This is a genomic window from Pantoea sp. RSPAM1 (assembly GCF_038816185.1).
Lineage (GTDB): Bacteria > Pseudomonadota > Gammaproteobacteria > Enterobacterales > Enterobacteriaceae > Pantoea > Pantoea ananatis.
Map to the genome: position 1 here is coordinate 2,868,818 of NZ_CP046137.1, position 18,257 is coordinate 2,887,074.

Genomic DNA, 18,257 nt, shown 5'->3' on the forward strand with positions numbered 1-18,257 from the left:
CACTTAAGGGTGAAAATTGTGGTTAAGGTCTAAAGTTGTTGGGTGGTCAATGCGTTACACAGGGCCGCATTTCGGACAAGGAGAAACACCGATGATGAACACTGAGGTAAAAACGAAAAAACGGCCTCAACGCCATGCCCCCATCCTGCTCAGCCTGTTGCTGAGCGCCAGCGTATTCAACAGCTGGGCGGCAGAGGAATCCCGATTACTGAACAATCCACCGCAGCCGCCGGATGTCCTCTTAGGGCCATTATTTAATGCCGTGCAACAGGCGAAATTTTACCCCGATCAAAAAACGTTTGCCGACGCAGTACCAAAGTACGATCCTTCGTCAATTCTTGCCGACTGGCAGATGCAAAAAAATCAGCGCGGCTTTGATTTAAAAAGGTTTGTTGCAGCGAATTTTACCCTGCCTCGCGACGGCGATAAATATGTGCCGCCGGCAGGCCAGAACCTGCGCGACCATATTAACGGCCTGTGGCCGGTGTTAACCCGCACCACCAACAGTGTGGGAAAATACGACTCGCTGCTGCCGCTGCCTAAGCCTTATGTCGTGCCGGGCGGACGTTTCCGTGAGGTTTATTACTGGGACAGCTATTTCACCATGTTGGGGCTGGCAGAGAGCGGCCATTGGGACAAAGTCCAGGACATGGTTGATAACTTTGCTTCCCTGCTGGATCGCTACGGCCACATTCCTAATGGTAACCGCACCTACTACCTGAGCCGGTCACAGCCGCCGTTCTTTAGCCTGATGGTCGATCTGCTGGCAACCCATGACGGCGACAAAGCCTATACCCGCTATTTGCCGCAGCTGCAAAAAGAATACGACTACTGGATGGCAGACAGCGACAGCGTCGCGGCGGGCAGTGCCAGCAAACGGGTGATCAAGCTGGCCGACGGGACGTTGCTGAATCGCTACTGGGATGCGCGCGACGTGCCGCGTACCGAATCCTGGATGGATGATATTACGACGGCCAGTAAAGCGCCGCAACGTAACAAGGCCGAGATGTACCGCGAGCTGCGTGCCGGAGCCGCCTCGGGCTGGGACTTCAGTTCGCGCTGGTTCACCGACGCTCATAACCTGGCTACCATCCGTACCACCCAACTGGCACCGGTGGATCTGAACAGCCTGATGTTCCACCTGGAAAAAACCCTGTCTACCGCCTATCGCCTGAACAAACAGGACGATCGGGCAAAGGTCTTTGCAGACCGGGCAGAAAAACGTCAGGCGGCGGTTAACCGTTACCTGTGGGACAGCAAGCAGGGGTGGTACGCGGATTATGACTGGAAGAAACGCCAGATCCATCCGCAGCTCACCGCTGCCACGCTGTTTCCGCTCTATATGCAGATTGCCAGCGACAAACAGGCTGACAGCACCGCCAGCGCGGTGGAAAAACAGCTGCTCAAACCGGGCGGCCTGGTGACCACAACGGTGAACAATGGTCAACAGTGGGACGCGCCTAACGGCTGGGCACCGCTGCAGTGGGTCGCGGTAGAAGGCCTGGAGCACTACAAGAAACCTCAACTGGCGCAGCAGGTGGGCTTACGTTTCCTGCGTAACGTACAGTTGACCTACGACAAGGAGCATAAGCTGGTCGAAAAATATGTGGTGGAAGGTGCGAACCTGGGCGGCGGTGGCGGCGGTGAATACCCGCTGCAGGACGGCTTCGGCTGGACCAACGGCGTGACGCTAAAGCTGCTGGATAAATATTGCCCGAAAGAGAAAACCTGTAACAGCGCGCACGATATTCCCGAGGCGCAGAGCAGCGCACAATAACGGCAAGGTCATCGCCAATAGCAAAAGGGGCCCGCAGTCACCTGCGGGCCCCTTTTTTTACATCGTGTTCTGCGTTAACTGCGTACTTTGCGGTAGATAAACAGCACGACAAGCGCACCGATGACCGCGACAACGAAGCTACCGAAGTTGAACCCGTCCACACGGCCAAAGCCGAAGAAGGTACTGATCCAACCACCGACTACGGCACCGATAATACCCAGAATCACGGTAATGATGAAACCACCACCATCTTTACCTGGCATGATCCATTTCGCCAGGATACCGGCGATTAAACCAAAGATGATCCATGAAATAATACCCATCCGTTACTCCTTCCTTTTGGTTAGTCAATGGCGATCGCCTGATTAATCAAGCGGTTCACTACGCAAAGTATAGTCACGTTTTTTCAAAATGTAGCGCACGCAGGTAATGATAGTGGTTATTGTGTTAAAGCTTTATTATTGTGCGCCGATAACGAACGGGTAGTAACAGGATAATTACATGAAAAAACGTTGCTCATCTGGAGCCAGCAAGTGAAAGAAACCGATAAAGAACAGTATCTGAAACGCGGCACGCTGGCCGTGCTTGGCGTGATGAAAGACCTGCTTCAGTTACAAACACCTTTGCTGGTGAATTTTTCGCGTGGACAGTTTATTAGCCGTATGCTGGCTGCCGATGAAACGCGTATTGTCTTTGATCTGGGAAGTAATAACCTCGATAACGACTACGCGCTGCACTGCAATGAAATCACGGTCTTCGCCGAAACCCACGGTGCCAAAATCGAATTTGCCCTTGGGGCACTGGAAAAAACCGACTTTGAGGGGTTACCTGCTTTCCAGGCCGCCCTGCCAGACCTACTGTGGCAAATTCAGCGTCGGGAATTTTTCCGCATCAGCGCCCCTATGGAGCCGCAGTTCTGGTGCCATTGCCAGTGGCCTGACGGCACAGCCGCGCGCCTGCGTTTACAGGATCTCTCCCTGGGCGGGATTGGTGTTCTGGTGGACGAGGCGATGCCGGAAGGGCTGAAAAGCGGGGACGATTTCAACAGCCTGCAGGTCGAACTGGGGGAGTTTGGCCAGTTCAACGTCAGCGCTAAGCTTATGCACATTGGCGAACGCAGCATTATCACCAATAAAAATGAGACGAAAGTGACGCCTCGCCTGAGCTTCCGTTTTACCGCACTTGAGCCCCATCAGGAGCGGCAGCTGCAGCAGATTATTTTTGCCTTAGAGCGCCAGGCGCGCGACAAAGCACAACGCTTTCAGTAATCCGCCCTTCATCCTGCGCCGCGCATCGGCGGCGCATCCAGGCTATGCTTTCCCTTGCTTTCACGTTTAACCGGAACCAGCAAGGAGAATCTCCCCAATGGAAAACTGGCTCAGTTCGCGTCATTTTCAGTCAATTTTTTTCAATCAAACACTCTGGATCAACAGCGCTATTGTTATCGTCGCTACCCTTATCATTTACTGGCTGCTGCGCAGCCTGATTCGTTTTACCTCTAACCGCATTGCCCACTACAGCGAAGTTCGCTACGTCCGGTTTACCGGTATTCTGGTCGAGATCTTGCGCAGCACCAGCCAGCTCCTGCTGCTGATTTTTTCCTTTCTTATCGCCCTGCGCTTTGTCGATCTCCCTGACGCCTGGCGCGCGACGATCTCGCACAGCTGGTTCCTGGCCCTGATTGTGCAGATTACGCTGTGGATCGACGGCGGCATCCGCCTGTGGTTAAAGAGCCTGCTGCGCGATCCGCAGCATGTGCGCAATCCTGTCACCACGGTGATTATGGGCATTTTGCTGCGCGTGCTGGTGTGGGTCATGATGCTGCTGGCCATTTTATCGAACATGGGCATCGACATTACGGCGCTGGTTGCCAGCCTGGGCGTGGGCGGTATTGCCATCGCCCTCGCCATTCAGACGGTGCTGAGTGATGTGTTTGCCTCACTGGCGATTGGCTTTGATAAGCCTTTCGAACACGGTGATTTTATTGTCTTCGGCGACATCGCGGGGACCATCGAACATATCGGCCTGAAAACGACCCGCCTGCGCAGCCTGAGTGGCGAACAGATCGTCTGTTCCAACACCATTCTGCTACAGCAAACGATCCACAACTACAAACGTATGCAGCAACGCCGTATCGTGTTCAGGTTTGGTATCAGCTATGCCACCCCTTCTGAGCAGGTACGCGAGATAAGTGAACAGGTGAAAACCATCATTCAGGGCATCGAGATGACCCGCTTTGACCGCGCCCATTTTCTTGCCTTCGATGATTCAAAGCTGACGTTTGAGGTCGTCTATTTTGTGTTGAGCGCCGACTACAACCAGTACATGGATATTCAACAGGAGATTAACCTGCAGCTGATGGCGGCACTGGAAGAACGCAATATACGCTTTGCCTTCCCGATCCGTCAGGTCGAATTCAGCGGGGGCAGTTTGCCGCCGGTCGATCTTAAGCCGGTTCCCGATGACGACGCGGCCCAGCTACGCCGCGCGAATCGTTAAGCGCCAGGACGAATGGAGGATCGCGGCACGTTGCCCGATCCTCCGCCCTTACCCGGGCTGATAGCGACAGCGGGCAACGGCATTCAGCCAGCCCTGATAGCTGTCCTGCATTTTCTGCGCCAGCTGCCTGCGCGGCATCACGACGTTGCCGCCCTGAAGAGCCTGCATATCACTCCCCTGCTGCCACCATCCCAGCTGTTTACCTGCCAGCAGTGCCGCCCCCAGCGCGGAAGCTTCAGCGGTAGGCGCGCAATGCAGCGGGCGCTGCAGGACGTCCGCCTGAAACTGCATCAGCCAGCGATTTTGTGTCGCACTGCCGTCAACGCACAGCGCAGGCAATGTGTCGCCGCTTGCCTGTTCCATGGCGAAAAAGACGTCAGCAATTTGCCAGGTAATCGACTCCAGCGCGACCCGCGCCAGCACCGCCGGGGTGGCTGCATCGGTCAGGCCGCACAGCATGCCGCGGGCTTTTAAATCCCACCAGGGCGCGCCCAGCCCGGACAGGGCCGGGACAAAATAGCAGCCCTGATTGTCATCACAGCTTTCGGCCATTGCCGTCAGCTGCTGGGGATCGGTGACGCCGAGCATTTTTCCCAGCCAGGCCGCACCTGAACCGGTGTGGGTAATATTGCCTTCAAACGCAAAGCGCGGTTGACCGTCGTGCCACGCCACGGTGGTGCTGAGGCCATTGTCGGTCAGGATCGGCGTTGCCATCGACATCATCAGCGAGGAACCCGTGCCATAGGTTGCCTTGACCACTTCCGCCTCGTCGCGGCGCTGGGCATACAGCGCCGCATGGGAATCGCCAATGCGCGCCAAAATTGGGGTGCCAGGTGCCAGACCGGCAATATCGGTTAAGGCAACCACGCCCGCACAACCCGCTGAGGCGGTAATCTGCGACAGCGCGGCGCGCGGCAGGCTGAACAGCGTCAGCAGTTCATCATCCCAGTCATTGGTGTGCAGACTGTAAAGCTGCGTGCGTGCCGCATTGGCATGGTCGGTGACGAAGCACTCCCCTGCCGTCAGTTGCCAGGTCAGCCAGCTGTCCACCGTGCCAATACATAACTCACCCGCCGCCGCTCTGGCAAAGCCGTCAGGCAGCGACGCCAGCATGCCGGTCAGCTTGGCAGCAGGAAACATAGGATCGACCGCCAGCCCGGTCAGCGCCGTAATCTTCCCGGCCTGTCCAGACAGATGAAGATCGCGGCAAAACGATTCCGAACGGCGGTCCTGCCAGCTCACCAGCGGGGTGAGCGGCATGCCGTCCCGGCGCTGCCATATCAAAACCGATTCACGCTGATTGCTGATCGCAACCGCCGCGACCGGTGCGTCGGCGCACTGGGCAAGACAGTCGGTTATCGCCTGCCTGACGGCCAGCCAGATGGCCATGGGTGCCTGCTCGGCCAGACCGGGTTGCGGATGCTGCAGCGTCAGGCCATGACTGCCCCGCGCCACCACTTTTCCCTGACGATTTACGGCGACCGCTTTGGCGTTGGTGGTGCCTTCATCAATAGCCAGAATCACGGACTCGCGCATCGTCAGCCTCCTGTGCAAAGGCGCAGCGCCTGAGCCGCCACGCTGCTGGCGTCAATGCCATGACAGGCCCGGGTGGAGGCGCGATCGCCGGCGATGGCGTACTCGCCATCCGCAATGCCCAGACGCAACAGCTTAACCGGCAAGCCGTTCTCGGCCAGAACCTCCGCCACCAGGCTGCCTACGCCACCATTGATGTTGTGCTCTTCAACCGTGATGACGCTACGGTAGTGACTCAGCAGATTATGCAGTTGTTGAGTGTTACAGGGACGAAGAGAAGGCACGGCGATTACCGCGGCGGAAACCCCCTGCTTTTCCAGCTGCTCTGCGGCGGTAACGGCCTCATGCACCGTTGAGCCCATGGCAACAAGCGCAATGTCGTGGCCTTCACGCAGCAGGTCGATCGCCCCGGGTGTAAAGCGGTATTCGTCGTCATGCAACTGCGGCAATGCTTTGCCATCCAGCCGAATATAAACCGGCCCCTCATGATCAAGGGCATAGTCAATGATTTGGCGGCACTCAACGGGACAGGAAGGCGCGTAGATTTCAATATTGCCAAATCCGCGCAGGATGGCGATGTCGTCAATGCTATGGTGCGTGCTGGCGAGCGGGCCGTAGCTGGCTCCGGCATTCAGCCCAAACAGCTTAACGTTAGTATTGTTATAACAGACGTCGATTTTCACCTGCTCGTTAGCACGGGAGATCAGAAAGGGTGCGGCGTTACAGGTTACGGCCACTTTTCCGCCCAGCGCCAGCCCGGCAGCCGTGCCCACCAGCGCCTGCTCGGCGATCCCCACGTTAATTAACCGCCCGGGAAACGCCTTAATAAACGGCGCGATTTTAGCGGTTGAGGTGGAGTCAGCCACCACCGGAACCACATCAATACCGCGATCGACCGCCGCCATCAATGCTTCTACCATGACCTCTGCCAGATGTTGTGCCTTACTCATCTTTTAACTCCTCCAGTGCCCGGTCGATTTCTTCACCCTTGGGCACACGGTGGTGCCATTCCGCTTTGCCCTGGATAAAGGAGATACCAAACCCCTTTTCCGTATGGGCGATAATCACCCGCGGTTTGCCGCTTACCGGCGGCTGTTCGAGTGCGTTGACTACCGATGCCATGTCATTGCCCTGGCATTCACTCACCGCCAGACCAAAGGCACGCCATTTCTCCGCCAGCGGATCGGTATTCATAATGTCACGCGTCGATCCCGCCAGCTGGAGTTTGTTTTTGTCGTTAATTACAATCAGGTTATCCAGCCCATAATGGGCTGCCACCAGCGCCGCTTCCCAGTTACTGCCTTCTGCCAGCTCGCCGTCGCCGGTTACGACAAAAATACGCCGCCTACTGTTGCTCTTCTTCGCTGCCAGCGCAATGCCCACCGCCACGGGCAATCCATGCCCCAGCGCGCCCGTGTTCAGTTCTACGCCCGGCGTTTTTTGCCGCACCGGATGCCCCGGTAAAGCGGAGTGAGCATGTTGATAGGTCGCCAGCCACTCCAGCGGGAAATACCCGGCTTCCGCCAGCACACAGTAATATCCCCCCACGGCATGCCCTTTTGACTGGATATAGATATCACGCTCATCATCTGCCGTCCGGTCGGGCGCACAGTTGAGGATGCGGAAGTAGAGCGCAGTCAGGATTTCAACCTGCGACAGGTCCGCGCCGGTGTGCCCCCCCGCCGGGCTGCCCGCGTTAAGCTGAATAATGCGGCGGCGCACTGACCGCGCTCGTTTTTCAAGCTCATTTACCGAAAGCATAAAAGGATTCATAGCTCACCTTTTGAATTTTAAGTCTACACTGAATATATATTCAGGCTGGATGTTGTTGCCCCGTACTGACAGACAATGCGTGCAAGTCTCACACTGACATGTGCTGTCAGACCAAAGTTCTTTCCCTTTATGAATATATATTCAATAATGATTTTATATTCAAAACCACTATGCGCCTTGCGGGCGACGCCGTCCAGACAGGAAGTGATAAAAAGCGAAAATGATCACAAATTGCCGTGGATTGTGATTTTTACTTGGGTGGTTAACAATGGCAGGCAGAACACGAGAGGAAAAAACCAATGGCGAAGCAGGATGAACAGCGACTCATGGTAAAAATTGCCACACTTTACTATGTCGAAGGCAGGAAGCAGTCCGATATTGCACAGCTACTTAAGTTGTCTCAGTCGTTCGTATCGCGCATTCTGAACCGCAGTGTGAAAGAAGGCGTGGTAAAAATCAGCGTGGTGCCGCCTGCTAATGTCTTTCCGGAACTGGAAAAAGCGCTTGAGCAACGTTATCAGCTGCCGCAGGCCATTGTGGTGGATGTGCCAGAACAGGCGTCCGCTGGCGAGATCAAGCAGGCGATTGGATCGGCGGCGGCGCACTATCTGGAAACCCGACTGCGCGCGGACGAACTCATTGGCATCTCCTCCTGGAGCGGCACCATTCGTGCGATGGTGGATGCGCTGCATCCTCTCAATAACGCCTGCAAAGGTGTGATTCAGCTGCTGGGCGGCGTGGGGGCCAACGGAAACGTTCAGGCTACGATACTGACGCAGAATCTTGCCGCGCTGTTGAATTGCCCCGCCTGGCTGCTGCCCTCTCAGTCCATTGAACACTCAGTCACGGATCGCCAACGGCTGGCCGCCAATCCTGACGTCGCCGAAGTGCTGAATAAGTTTAATGAGGTGGACTTAGCCATTGTTGGCATTGGCGATCTTGAACCTTCTGCGCTGCTGCGCAATTCGGGTAACTACTACGACGCAACCATGTTACGCACCCTGGCCGGGCGCGGCGCGGTGGGCGATATTTGCCTGCACTATTTTGATGAGCAGGGTCAACCCGTGCTGAACGCCGATGAAGATCCGGTCATTGGCATGGAACTGGAACAGGTGCGGCAGTGCGCGCAGGTGGTGGCGCTGGCAGGCGGCAAAGAGAAAGCCCAGGCGATTCGCGGGGCGCTGCGTGGTGGCTATGTGAATGTGCTGATTGTGGATTATCCCACGGCAAGACTGCTGACCGCTTAACTGTTCTCTCCTCACCTGCCAAAAAGGAAGGTGAGGAGAAAACATGAGGATCAGCTGTTAGCGCGGTAAGCCGTGGTGACTTTCCACAGGTAACGTGGCGCCTGAGCTGCAGGATGTTTGTTTTGTACGTGCTGATAGAACTCGTCCGGCGTCATGGCATTTATCATGGCAATGGCCCGATCGCGATTGCTGGAGAAGGTGCGCAGTAAGGCACCCGCACCGTTTGCATAGGAAACAATGGTGGCATAACGCAGGGTGAGGGGATCGCGGATGCCCGAAAGCGCAGACTGCTGCAGAATTTTGATGTACGCGGTACCAATATCAATATTTCTGGCCGGATCGCGCAGCTCTGCGTTAGTCGGCTGACCGTGTCGCCCTTGGGTGCGATAGACTTCCCGGCCGGCGGTTGAAGCTTTGATCTGCATTAATCCCACCGCATTTGAACGGCTGACCACGCCAGGGTTCCCACCGGACTCCACATTGATAATGGCGTTAATCAGTTTTTCATCCACGCCATACTGGCTGGCGGCCGTTTCGGTAAAGAGTGACCACGCTCCGCTGATGCGTGAAGGCGGTGCCTGGGTTAACGGCGTATTCTTCTCTTTAACGTAAGTATGCGGCGGTTCACTGGCACAGCCCGTCAGCAGCAAGGCTGAAATGACAAAGTAGCGAATTTTTAGCAATTTTTTTTCTCGTCGCAGAAGTGGCGGAAGCTATCATACCGAGCCGGCTGAATTGCAAAATTACCGTTTATCCTAATTACAGCAGTCTGATGACTTATTTACGGTTTTTCGTCATTATCGTGAAGTCTGTCACTGACTAATTTCAGGAATTTACTATGACGTCACGTTCCATCCGTCTTATTGCTCCTTCAGGTTATTGTCATAATCAACCTGCGGCCCTGCTCGGGGTTGAACGCCTGCGTGCGGAAGGACATCGCGTGGACAATGACGCCGTCATCGCGCGGCGCTTCCAGCGCTTTGCTGGCACTGACGAGGCGCGCTTAGGCGATATTAATGAACTGGCTGACTTAGCCACCCTACCCGATATTGTGCTGGCGGTGCGCGGCGGTTATGGCGCAACCCGGCTGCTGCCGTCGGTGGATTATGCCGGCCTGAAGCGTCGTTTAGCGCACCAGCCGCTGGCCATCTGTGGGCACAGCGACTTTACCGTGCTGCAGTTAGCGCTGCTACAACATGCCGGTTTGATTAGCTTTAGTGGACCGATGCTGGCGGGCAATTTTGGCGCTGAGGTTTTATCCGAATTTACCCTGCAGCACTTTTGGCATGCGCTGACATCACCTACAGTCAAGGTGGCCTGGCAAAGTGAAACACCCGATAACGGCCACTGGCAGGGGACGCTGTGGGGCGGCAATCTGGCGATGCTCTGCTCGCTAATCGGGACGCCATGGCTGCCGCAGATTGAGAACGGCATTCTGGTTATCGAAGATGTTAACGAGCATCCGTTCCGTATTGAACGTATGCTGCTGCAGTTGCACCAATGCGGCGTGCTGGCCAGACAGCAGGCAATTGTCACCGGCAGTTTCACCAGTACCGCTCTGTCTGAGTACGACAACGGATTTGATTTCCCTACGGTCTGGCAGCGCATTCGCGAGGTCAGCGGCCTGCCGGTTATCAGCGACCTGGACTTCGGCCACGGTCCGGATACCGTCACCTTACCTCTGGGTGCAACGGCCACGCTGCAGGTGAATCAGGGTCAGGTTGTATTACAGGCGAGCGGACATCCCGTATTGCGCACATAGCTGAAGTTGCAGGAGATCGACATTGAAGCCGCTGTATGACGATTTGTGGATCTCAACGCCGGAGTTTCCGGCCGAAGGTACCAAAGACATTATGATGCATGGTTTTTTGCTGCGTCATCCGCGTGGCAATTTACTGATTGGACGGGTAGAAAACCCGCTGGATCATGAGGTGCTGGCAGACGATAACGGCGTAATCCGGCATTACCTGACCCACTGGCATGAATCCGCGCCCGGTGCGGCGCGTATCCAGCAGCGTTTTAACAGCGCGCTCTACTGCCACAGCCGCTCATTGGGGCAGATCAGCCGCTTTGTTGAACCTGACGATACCTTCACGCAGCAGGAAACGCATTTTGGTGATTTTCACCTGTTGCCGACGCCCGGTCACACGCCCGGCAGCTGCAGCTATCTTTACGCTTCCCCTAACGGCCTGACCTACTTGTTTGTCGGTGATACGCTCACGCGTCAGCATGACCGCTGGATAACCGTGCTGGTGCCCGAAAGCAATCCTGCCGAACTGGCCGCTTCGCTGGAGCTCTACCGGACTCTACGCCCTGACGTGGTGCTGATGAGCACCACGCGCGGCCATCTTGCCTGGCAGAAAGTCACCCTGCCTGGCTGGCTGGCCGCAATCGACGAGGCAGAGCTGCACCCGCTGGATCTGCGCCAGCAGGCGGTGCTGTAGTTACAGGATTTTGGTCAGATAATGGCGCTGGTGATGGTGAATATAGTCGCCAAGCGTTAACCGGACGTGATAACCCAACTTCTCGTAGAAGGGCCGTGCCTGAAAGCTGGCCGTATCGACCTGGGCAAAACGGCATCCCCGCTGGCGCGCCTCTTTTTCTGCCGCCAGCACCAACTGACTTCCCGTGCCCTGCCCCCGGAGCCTTTCGCTGACCCAAAGCAAATCGATGCGTAACCAGTTACCTGTCGTCGTACCGGTTAACCCTGCCAGCTTCTTCCCCTGAGAATCACAGATAAACAGCCCCAGCGGTTTAATCAGGTCCACGTCAAAAAATTTGCTGTTATGCGCATTCAGGCCCAGCCGGAGTTCATCCTGATCTTTACTGGTCACCTTATCAGTGAGGGTAATCTGCATTGGCATTCCTTATCGCGGCAAATCAGGAGTCGTTACGTTGCCTGTCGTCGTAACGTTCAAGGCTCAGGACGTCTACGTCACGCCTAGCGCTGCGGCTGCAGGGCACCAGCGCGTCGCTGTCATGGTAAACAAAGAAGGTGTCGAGATTGCTTTTGTTGACGATGAGCTGATCGCCGTTGCGGAAGCGGGTAATGGCCACTTTGTCACCGCCCTCAATCTGCGTGTTCAGCTGCCCCGCCGCAATCTGGAAGTGCTGTTTGGGCCACGAGAGCGTACTCAGGCCATATTCAGCGCGTGAAATGGTCATGGTAGGCCGACCGGGACAATGGATCTGGAATTCGCTTTCGCTCCACGCTGACGCGCTGTAACAGGCCAACAGGCACAGGGCAAGACGGACTGCTTTCATCTGATTTCCTCCGCTGAATACGTCATTTCCCATTGTCAGGGGAGTTTATCACAATAAAAGCCAGGCAGAGCACGACGGGACAGGTAGCCGCAGGGATTCAGGCGTGCCGGAGAGACAGCCGCTTACATGCCCTGCGCACCACCAGAAAACCGAACGGGCGGCATGGCATCGGGTAAACCACGGCTTAATTAGTCTGCAGCCACTTCCGCTGCGACCAACATCAACGCCAGGTCGGCGTGTTCGCTGTCGAAGCTGCTCATCACATCGCGAATTTCAGCGGCACAGGCTATAACCTGCTGCCTTTTTTCTGCATCCAGCGCTTCAATGGCGTGGCGAATAATCATTAGGCTGGCTTCTTCTTCTTTCATCATTTATCCCTGAATTTGCTTAAGCGATGCGCAAAGATGGCAAGAATAACGTTTATTCCACCTCAAAGTCATCTTTTGCATTTCTGTTGCTTAACCTTTGAGCAAAGCACAAATCCGCCTGTGTAGCAGAACTGCTATGATCATGTTATTTGCGGCGCAACAGGATAGAATCGTTCACCGCTTTTATGGACTTGGGCAGGGACAGGATATGTTGCGATCGGTAGTTTTCATTTTTATGGCACTGCTTGCGGGCTGCTCATCGTCGCCGAAAGGCGTGGAATGCCCGGGCGAGGTCAGCACCCTTTACGGTCAGTCGTTGGGCCAGACCCAGGGGACGATTTTCGATCTGGTCACCTCATTTAGCGTCAGTCGGGACGGCGCAAGCGTGCAGAGCGGTCCGCTACAGTCGCAGGATCGCTTCCAGTACATTCCCTCCGCCGTCACGCGTGAGGGTTATTATGCGCAGCGCCTGTCGGACAAGCAGTTCCGGCTCATCAATCCCTATCAGGATACCCTGATCACCTGGACCTGCCCGTAGAGGGGTGAATTCAGGCGCAGAGTGGTATAGTGTCAGGAAACGTCAAGAGACAGGTCATCCTTCACATGGAAAAGCGTCTGGATAACAACGGCTATATCGATTTTCCCTTCCCGGCGACCCGCAATGAAGACGGTACCGTCAATCCCTGCGGCATCGACTTAACGCTGGAAACAGATCGCCTTGAAGAGGTTGCGGTGCTGCGCCACTCAGCAAACCTGCAGCGTCTGGTGGAAGAGGTGAATCTACAGGACGGGCTGTTTATGACGCTGGCCTGCGACTGGCAACAGCAGGAAAACGCGGTGTGCGGATTTATTGATATCGCCTTTCGTCCCGAGTTGCCTGGCCATTCACATGCTGAGACGCTGCAGCTGGAAACCGCGTTTTACACCTATCTCAAAGAGCAGGCGCAACAGCATGGGCTGGCAGCGGATGCACTGGTTAACTATGCCCGTGCTGTACTCGACTGGGGCTGGTCGCCGCTGCAGCAACGTCAGCGCCGTTATGAAAAAATTACAATCCAGTACTATTGCCCTCAGTCGGAGGATGCGGAATGGTGCTTCGACCATATTCGCCACTTTCTGGTGAGCTGGTACCCTAAGTACACCCTCGCTCCGGGCAATGCCGTTTTGTGAAACAGCTGGTAATGATTTTTCCCTGCACACGTTAGCCACTGGCGTGTTGTCGCGTTTTCCCGCTTCATCCCCCTGCCTGTGCGCCATTCAGGCCAGAGACATGACGCGGCGGCAAATATTTTCCCCTGACCTTTGGCTCCTGAACAGAAGATTAATGCGCCCTGAGGCAGCACGACGGCAAAGCTTTGCTACGCTTTAGATGACTGTGATAACCAAGGAGATGAAGCATGTCAGGAAAAATTGAAGATGCAGTGAAAGAAGTCGCCGGTGCCGCAGAGCAACAATGGGGTGAAGTTACCGACTCCCCGCGTCACCGTGCTCGTGGTGCAGCACGCCGCTACACTAATCAGGCCTCCTACGCCGCACGTGATGCCGCTGATTGCATCAAGGATCAGGTGCAGTCTAACCCGTTCGCGGGTCTGGCCGTAGCCGCTGGCGTTGGCGTGGTACTTGGCTTCCTGCTGGGCCGCAAATAAGTCTCAAAACGGGAGCGTTGGCTCCCGTTTTACCCTCATACCAGATCGCGCAGATGATCGTCTTTGTTTAACGTCATCAGTGCTGGTATCGATACCAACGCCGTTGCCATCATGTACCACGCCGGAATATCCAGATTGCCCGTCTGCCTGACCAGCCCTGTAATAATCAACCCTGCACAGCCCGAGAAAACGGCATTCGATAGTGAATATGCCAGTCCCAGCCCGGTGTAGCGAACCCGAGTGGGAAACATTTCCGCCAGCATCGCCGGCCCCGGCCCTGCCAGTAAGCCCACCACGCCGCCAGCAATAAACACCACCAGTGCTTTGCTGGTTAACGCCACCGTTTCCGCCTGCAGCACCTTCAGCAGCGGCATCGCCAGTAGCAGCAACAGTATGCTGGCCACCACCATCACCCGGCGGCGCCCTATTCTGTCACTGAGCATCCCCGCCGGAATAATGGTCAAGGCAAACCCCAGATTGGAAATCACGGCGATCGCCAGCGCCTGGTGCAGTCCGGTGTGCAGGGCGGACTGAAGGTAGGCTGGCATAATGACCAGACAAGTGTAACCCGCCGCTGACCACAGCATCACGCGCGCCACGGCCAGCAGAAGGGTTTTCACCGTCTGGAGCGGTGCGGCTTTGCCCTCCTTCTGCTGCTGTTGCTGACGGACAAACCCGGGCGTTTCGTCCATTGCCAGTCGCAGCCAGAGCGCCACCATGCCCAGCGGAAACGCCAGGACAAACGGAATCCGCCAGCCCCAGGCCAGCATGGCTTGTGGGCTGAGCGTAAACGACAACAGCGCCACCAGCCCAACGCCAGCCAGCAGGCCCAACGCCACCGTGAGCGACTGCCACGCCCCATACAGGCCGCGCTTGCCTCGCGGCGCAAATTCCGTCATCAGGGATACAGCACCGCCGTATTCTCCTCCGGCAAACAACCCCTGCAGGATACGCAGCCCGGTCAGGATTAACGGTGCTGCGATGCCCCATGTGGCATAGGTCGGCACCAGGCCAATGGCCGTGGTCGCCAGCGTCATAAATACCAGCACCATAATCAGCGTCGGTTTACGGCCAATGCGATCGCCGATGCGGCCAAACACCAGTGCCCCCAGTGGCCGAAAGAAAAACGCGACGGCAAAGGAGGCCCAGGTGAGAATCAGCCCACTCAAGGCCGACTCGCCCTGTAACTGGAAAAAGTTTTGCGCAATCAGCGTGGCGAGAAAGCCGTAAATGGCGAACTCATACCACTCAATAAAGTTGCCAACCGAACCCGCAACCAGCGCACGTTTATGTTGCTTTACCTGGGGTGAACAAGTTTCCATTTGACTATCCTCAACTTGCAGCCTGCAAAACCAGTACGGCGATGTGTGAGATAGTATAGAATTCCAGCAGATAAGGTTAGGTATCCCAGACGAGAATAATGACATCACAGCATAATGCCCTTTTCAGTCATCTGAGCAGCGTGCTCAGCGCCGAGAGCAAAACCCCGCTCTATAAACGTTTCGTGCAGGTAATCAAAGACGCCGTGCGCGACGGACTGCTGCGTCACGAAGAGGTGTTGCCCAGCGAGCGCGAATTTTCTCACTATCTGGGCATTTCCCGCATCACGGTGCGTAAAGCGATGGATGCGCTCTCTCAGGAAGGGATTGTTCATCGCACGCGTGGCTATGGCACACAGATTTGTCGCGCACTGGAATACTCACTGAAAGAGCCGCAGGGATTTTCACAGCAGGTCGTATTACGGGGTAAAAAGCCCGATACGGAATGGCTGCAAAAGCATCGTATCCGTTGCGAAGATGACATTGCGCAGAAGCTGCAGCTGCCCCCGGACAGTGAGGTCTATTTGCTGAAGCGCCTGCGTTATGTCGATCAACAGGCCGTGTCCGTGGAAACGTCCTGGGTGCCGTGCGATTTGATCAACGATGCCAGCGACATCGGTATTTCGCTGTACGACTATTTTCGCCGCCACCAGATCCAGCCGGTAAAAACGCAAAGTCGCGTCAGTGCGCAAATGCCGGATGCCGAATTACAGCGCCTCATTGCCCTGCCCGAGCGGATTCCCGTACTGGTGATTAAGCAGTTAGCGCTGGATGCGCGCGAACGTCCTCTGGAATACAGCATCAGCTACTGTCGCAGTGATTTGTACGTGTTTATTGCCGAGTAAGACACTGCTGCCAGTGGCGAATCAGGGCAGCACGGTCGGGGGCGGTATCGCCTCCACGCTGCGCAACCACGAATGATGCGACGGCATTGCCCAGCTCAACTGCGCTATCAAGTGGCCAGCCAGAGGCGAGCGCAGCCAGTAACCCTCCCGTGTGGCTGTCACCGGCCCCAATCGTATCGACCACCGCCGTGCTGAAGGCTGCGATCCAGCCGTACTGTCCGTGATGGCTGAAGCCTGCACCTTCGCTATCCAGCCTGACCACCAGCGGGCTGGCAAAATGTGTTGCCCACTGGGTAATCAGTGCCTGCGCGTTAAAAGCCCCGTCCTGCTGCAAACGCTGGTGCCAGACGTGTTCGGCTTCCTGGCGATTAAGCGTAATCAACGGCTGCAGCGCCATCACGCGCTGCCAGTGTTCCGGCGCGATCGCAGGCAGACGCGGCCCAAAATCGATTGCCAGCCGCGGCCTGTTTGCCAGCCCTTCCAGCCAGGACAGCAGTGTTTCCGCATTCCTGCCGATGAGCTGATAACCCGACAGATACAGCCAGCCTTCTGCGTGAAGTGGAACAGAAGCCAGCATCGCCTCATCCCACTGGTTCTCCACCCCGGCCACCGACAGGAACGTGCGTTCTCCGTCGGGTTCAACCAGCGCCAGGCACCAGCCGTTGTCGCCCTTAGAGGTTTCCGTGACGCTGGTCAGCCCACAGGCCGTAAGCTTTTGCCGAATAAGCTCAGCCCAGACGCCCTGACCGAGCGGTAACGCAGAAACGGCATCCATACCTAAGCGGTGCAGCGCCAGCGCCACGTTCAACGCACAGCCTCCCACGCCCACACTTTGCTGCTGCAGCGCGCTGTCGCCGCCGCGCTGGGGAAGCTGCTCGGCGCGGGCGATGACATCCACGACGGCGGCGCCCAGTACGACGATCGGGGCCCGGTTGCCTAATGTTGCCACGCTCTGGGGATCAACCATGCGCCGCCTCCCGCTTGTGGCGAAAAGCGGTAAACGCCCGGCCATAGCTCTCAAAATCCAGTTTATTTACGCTATCCAGCTGCTGTCTGAGCGCAGGGTCAATGGCATCAATACCGTTAAGCGCACCACAAATGGCAACCGCCATCGCACCAATGGTGTCCGTGTCGCCGCCCAGATTGGCGCAAAGAATGGCACAGCGGTTGGGATCGGTTCCTGCCAGTTCAACCATCGCGATGGCGGCGGGCACGGACTCGATGGTGCTGGTGCCTGTTCCTACCAGGGCATAAATGTTCTCCATAGTGGATTCAACACCGCGTCCCTGATCAACCACCGAAAACGCCAGCTCGAGGCGCGAAGACATCGCCGCACTAAAGGTGGTTATCTGCCGCTCCTGCGCCGCACGCGCGACGGCCGGCAGCGCGTCACGAATCTGTCTCCAGCCTGCGCCCTCTATCGCCCGGGACACGGCCCAGGCAATCACGGTTGCCCCGGCAATCGCGATGTCAGCCTTGTGAGTGGGGCTGGATGCCAGCGCAACCGCATCAATAAAACCATGCAAATCTCGCGCGGGTAACAGGCAGCCCAGCGGGGCAATACGCATCGCCGCCCCATTTGTCAGGCCGTTGTTTTCCAGCGCGCTGATCGGCTGGCCGGCCTGTAACGCGCGCAGTGCGATTTTTGATGTGGGCCCCAGAACATTTTTATTAAACGCGTCAAACCCTTCTGCCCAGCGCAGGATGTTAAGACCAATGGTTTCAGCGACGATCTCTCCGTCATGACGGATGATGGCATCGGCCAGCGCCAGCGCCATCGAGGTATCGTCAGTGAACTCGGCGCGGCCGAAATAGCAGGCGGCGTTATTCTCTGCCGGGCCGGGCAGGAAACGATCAATCCAGCCAAAATGTGCTTTTACGCGGCTTCGCGGCCAGAGTTCTGACGGCATGCCCATGGCATCGCCAAGCGCCTGACCATAAAACGCGCCGGTGATCCTTTGTTGTACGGTAATCATCTTCTCTTCC

Annotated in this window: 21 protein-coding genes; 10 read left to right on the forward strand and 11 right to left on the reverse strand. The window is 56.5% G+C overall.

The window, feature by feature from the left end; genetic code table 11:
* Nucleotides 1–91: 91 nt before the first annotated feature.
* On the forward strand, nt 92–1,777 hold the full coding sequence (treA, locus tag GKC68_RS13925; protein ID WP_089527576.1) for an alpha,alpha-trehalase TreA: 1,686 nt from the start codon (nt 92–94) through the stop codon (nt 1,775–1,777).
* Between the two features lie 74 nt (nt 1,778–1,851).
* Here the strand turns inward: treA and GKC68_RS13930 are convergent, their stop codons facing one another.
* Nucleotides 1,852–2,100, reverse strand: coding sequence for a GlsB/YeaQ/YmgE family stress response membrane protein (locus tag GKC68_RS13930; RefSeq protein WP_013025436.1), 249 nt, complete (start codon nt 2,098–2,100; stop codon nt 1,852–1,854).
* Nucleotides 2,101–2,310: 210 nt separating this feature from the next.
* On the opposite strand from GKC68_RS13930, the gene GKC68_RS13935 reads away from it, so the two are divergent.
* Entirely contained in the window at nt 2,311–3,045 is a 735-nt protein-coding gene (locus GKC68_RS13935; protein ID WP_028722477.1) for a flagellar brake protein, read from the forward strand.
* Between the two features lie 97 nt (nt 3,046–3,142).
* Nucleotides 3,143–4,276 carry a mechanosensitive ion channel family protein gene (locus GKC68_RS13940; protein ID WP_047714395.1) on the forward strand — a complete coding sequence of 378 codons (1,134 nt, stop codon included), beginning with the start codon at nt 3,143–3,145 and terminating at the stop codon, nt 4,274–4,276.
* A gap of 48 nt (nt 4,277–4,324) precedes the next feature.
* Here GKC68_RS13940 and GKC68_RS13945 read toward each other — a convergent pair whose 3' ends face one another.
* Genes GKC68_RS13945 through GKC68_RS13955 form a run of 3 tightly spaced genes read right to left on the reverse strand, consistent with a single transcriptional unit; the run spans nt 4,325 to nt 7,582 of the window.
* A complete protein-coding gene (locus tag GKC68_RS13945) occupies nt 4,325–5,812 on the reverse strand; it encodes an FGGY family carbohydrate kinase (RefSeq protein ID WP_342656271.1) in 1,488 nt (495 codons plus the stop codon).
* A gap of 2 nt (nt 5,813–5,814) precedes the next feature.
* Nucleotides 5,815–6,759, reverse strand: coding sequence for a transketolase C-terminal domain-containing protein (locus GKC68_RS13950; RefSeq protein ID WP_110145803.1), 945 nt, complete (start codon nt 6,757–6,759; stop codon nt 5,815–5,817).
* On the reverse strand, nt 6,752–7,582 hold the full coding sequence (locus tag GKC68_RS13955) for a transketolase (protein ID WP_028722473.1): 831 nt from the start codon (nt 7,580–7,582) through the stop codon (nt 6,752–6,754). Before GKC68_RS13955 ends, GKC68_RS13950 begins: the two co-directional genes overlap by 8 nt.
* Before the next feature lie 299 nt (nt 7,583–7,881).
* Between GKC68_RS13955 and GKC68_RS13960 the strand changes: the two genes are divergently transcribed.
* Complete coding sequence (locus GKC68_RS13960; RefSeq protein ID WP_028722472.1) at nt 7,882–8,829, forward strand: sugar-binding transcriptional regulator; 948 nt, start codon at nt 7,882–7,884, stop codon at nt 8,827–8,829.
* Between the two features lie 50 nt (nt 8,830–8,879).
* Here the strand turns inward: GKC68_RS13960 and emtA are convergent, their stop codons facing one another.
* Nucleotides 8,880–9,512, reverse strand: coding sequence for a membrane-bound lytic murein transglycosylase EmtA (emtA, locus tag GKC68_RS13965; protein ID WP_028722471.1), 633 nt, complete (start codon nt 9,510–9,512; stop codon nt 8,880–8,882).
* A 155-nt stretch (nt 9,513–9,667) separates the two neighbouring features.
* On the opposite strand from emtA, the gene ldcA reads away from it, so the two are divergent.
* Together ldcA and GKC68_RS13975 are read left to right on the forward strand one after the other, a co-directional pair.
* Entirely contained in the window at nt 9,668–10,591 is a 924-nt protein-coding gene (ldcA, locus tag GKC68_RS13970) for a muramoyltetrapeptide carboxypeptidase (protein ID WP_047714392.1), read from the forward strand.
* 22 nt (nt 10,592–10,613) lie between these two features.
* Nucleotides 10,614–11,273 carry an MBL fold metallo-hydrolase gene (locus tag GKC68_RS13975; protein ID WP_047714391.1) on the forward strand — a complete coding sequence of 220 codons (660 nt, stop codon included), beginning with the start codon at nt 10,614–10,616 and terminating at the stop codon, nt 11,271–11,273.
* Here GKC68_RS13975 and GKC68_RS13980 read toward each other — a convergent pair whose 3' ends face one another.
* The 3 genes from GKC68_RS13980 to GKC68_RS13990 all read right to left on the reverse strand — a co-directional run bounded on the left by GKC68_RS13980 (nt 11,274) and on the right by GKC68_RS13990 (nt 12,461).
* On the reverse strand, nt 11,274–11,687 hold the full coding sequence (locus tag GKC68_RS13980; RefSeq protein WP_028722468.1) for a GNAT family N-acetyltransferase: 414 nt from the start codon (nt 11,685–11,687) through the stop codon (nt 11,274–11,276). It abuts the gene before it with no gap.
* A gap of 22 nt (nt 11,688–11,709) precedes the next feature.
* Nucleotides 11,710–12,093 (reverse strand): hypothetical protein, encoded by a 384-nt coding sequence (locus GKC68_RS13985; RefSeq protein ID WP_047714389.1) that lies wholly within the window; start codon nt 12,091–12,093, stop codon nt 11,710–11,712.
* Nucleotides 12,094–12,281: 188 nt separating this feature from the next.
* On the reverse strand, nt 12,282–12,461 hold the full coding sequence (locus GKC68_RS13990) for a hypothetical protein (protein WP_033776303.1): 180 nt from the start codon (nt 12,459–12,461) through the stop codon (nt 12,282–12,284).
* 208 nt (nt 12,462–12,669) lie between these two features.
* Between GKC68_RS13990 and GKC68_RS13995 the strand changes: the two genes are divergently transcribed.
* The 3 genes from GKC68_RS13995 to GKC68_RS14005 all read left to right on the forward strand — a co-directional run bounded on the left by GKC68_RS13995 (nt 12,670) and on the right by GKC68_RS14005 (nt 14,107).
* Complete coding sequence (locus tag GKC68_RS13995; protein WP_015700529.1) at nt 12,670–12,999, forward strand: hypothetical protein; 330 nt, start codon at nt 12,670–12,672, stop codon at nt 12,997–12,999.
* A 65-nt stretch (nt 13,000–13,064) separates the two neighbouring features.
* Nucleotides 13,065–13,631: a hypothetical protein gene (locus GKC68_RS14000; RefSeq protein ID WP_047714388.1), complete on the forward strand. Its 567-nt coding sequence runs from the start codon at nt 13,065–13,067 to the stop codon at nt 13,629–13,631.
* Nucleotides 13,632–13,858: 227 nt separating this feature from the next.
* Nucleotides 13,859–14,107 (forward strand): DUF883 family protein, encoded by a 249-nt coding sequence (locus GKC68_RS14005; protein WP_013025421.1) that lies wholly within the window; start codon nt 13,859–13,861, stop codon nt 14,105–14,107.
* A gap of 35 nt (nt 14,108–14,142) precedes the next feature.
* On the opposite strand, the gene GKC68_RS14010 is transcribed toward GKC68_RS14005, so the two are convergent.
* Nucleotides 14,143–15,429 carry an MFS transporter gene (locus GKC68_RS14010; RefSeq protein WP_047714387.1) on the reverse strand — a complete coding sequence of 429 codons (1,287 nt, stop codon included), beginning with the start codon at nt 15,427–15,429 and terminating at the stop codon, nt 14,143–14,145.
* 98 nt (nt 15,430–15,527) lie between these two features.
* Here GKC68_RS14010 and GKC68_RS14015 point away from each other — a divergent pair, with 98 nt between their 5' ends.
* The gene (locus GKC68_RS14015; protein ID WP_110983036.1) at nt 15,528–16,271 is read left to right on the forward strand and encodes a GntR family transcriptional regulator; all 744 of its coding nucleotides are present in this window, start codon (nt 15,528–15,530) and stop codon (nt 16,269–16,271) included.
* Here GKC68_RS14015 and GKC68_RS14020 read toward each other — a convergent pair.
* Nucleotides 16,258–17,238 (reverse strand): PfkB family carbohydrate kinase, encoded by a 981-nt coding sequence (locus GKC68_RS14020; RefSeq protein WP_110983035.1) that lies wholly within the window; start codon nt 17,236–17,238, stop codon nt 16,258–16,260. The genes GKC68_RS14015 and GKC68_RS14020 overlap by 14 nt on opposite strands.
* The gene (locus tag GKC68_RS14025) at nt 17,231–18,247 is read right to left on the reverse strand and encodes an ADP-ribosylglycohydrolase family protein (RefSeq protein ID WP_047714384.1); all 1,017 of its coding nucleotides are present in this window, start codon (nt 18,245–18,247) and stop codon (nt 17,231–17,233) included. The genes GKC68_RS14020 and GKC68_RS14025 overlap by 8 nt, the downstream gene beginning before the upstream one ends.
* Nucleotides 18,248–18,257: the final 10 nt, after the last annotated feature.

What these genes read in the sequence shown, in the direction of transcription:
- treA (WP_089527576.1), top strand. Translation starts at nt 92, where the DNA reads ATGATGAACACTGAGGTAAAAACGAAAAAACGGCCTCAACGCCATGCC.
- GKC68_RS13930 (WP_013025436.1), bottom strand. Translation starts at nt 2,100, where the DNA reads ATGGGTATTATTTCATGGATCATCTTTGGTTTAATCGCCGGTATCCTG.
- GKC68_RS13940 (WP_047714395.1), top strand. Translation starts at nt 3,143, where the DNA reads ATGGAAAACTGGCTCAGTTCGCGTCATTTTCAGTCAATTTTTTTCAAT.
- GKC68_RS13945 (WP_342656271.1), bottom strand. Translation starts at nt 5,812, where the DNA reads ATGCGCGAGTCCGTGATTCTGGCTATTGATGAAGGCACCACCAACGCC.
- GKC68_RS13950 (WP_110145803.1), bottom strand. Translation starts at nt 6,759, where the DNA reads ATGAGTAAGGCACAACATCTGGCAGAGGTCATGGTAGAAGCATTGATG.
- GKC68_RS13955 (WP_028722473.1), bottom strand. Translation starts at nt 7,582, where the DNA reads ATGAATCCTTTTATGCTTTCGGTAAATGAGCTTGAAAAACGAGCGCGG.
- GKC68_RS13960 (WP_028722472.1), top strand. Translation starts at nt 7,882, where the DNA reads ATGGCGAAGCAGGATGAACAGCGACTCATGGTAAAAATTGCCACACTT.
- ldcA (WP_047714392.1), top strand. Translation starts at nt 9,668, where the DNA reads ATGACGTCACGTTCCATCCGTCTTATTGCTCCTTCAGGTTATTGTCAT.
- GKC68_RS13980 (WP_028722468.1), bottom strand. Translation starts at nt 11,687, where the DNA reads ATGCAGATTACCCTCACTGATAAGGTGACCAGTAAAGATCAGGATGAA.
- GKC68_RS13985 (WP_047714389.1), bottom strand. Translation starts at nt 12,093, where the DNA reads ATGAAAGCAGTCCGTCTTGCCCTGTGCCTGTTGGCCTGTTACAGCGCG.
- GKC68_RS13990 (WP_033776303.1), bottom strand. Translation starts at nt 12,461, where the DNA reads ATGAAAGAAGAAGAAGCCAGCCTAATGATTATTCGCCACGCCATTGAA.
- GKC68_RS13995 (WP_015700529.1), top strand. Translation starts at nt 12,670, where the DNA reads ATGTTGCGATCGGTAGTTTTCATTTTTATGGCACTGCTTGCGGGCTGC.
- GKC68_RS14000 (WP_047714388.1), top strand. Translation starts at nt 13,065, where the DNA reads ATGGAAAAGCGTCTGGATAACAACGGCTATATCGATTTTCCCTTCCCG.
- GKC68_RS14005 (WP_013025421.1), top strand. Translation starts at nt 13,859, where the DNA reads ATGTCAGGAAAAATTGAAGATGCAGTGAAAGAAGTCGCCGGTGCCGCA.
- GKC68_RS14010 (WP_047714387.1), bottom strand. Translation starts at nt 15,429, where the DNA reads ATGGAAACTTGTTCACCCCAGGTAAAGCAACATAAACGTGCGCTGGTT.
- GKC68_RS14015 (WP_110983036.1), top strand. Translation starts at nt 15,528, where the DNA reads ATGACATCACAGCATAATGCCCTTTTCAGTCATCTGAGCAGCGTGCTC.
- GKC68_RS14020 (WP_110983035.1), bottom strand. Translation starts at nt 17,238, where the DNA reads ATGGTTGATCCCCAGAGCGTGGCAACATTAGGCAACCGGGCCCCGATC.
- GKC68_RS14025 (WP_047714384.1), bottom strand. Translation starts at nt 18,247, where the DNA reads ATGATTACCGTACAACAAAGGATCACCGGCGCGTTTTATGGTCAGGCG.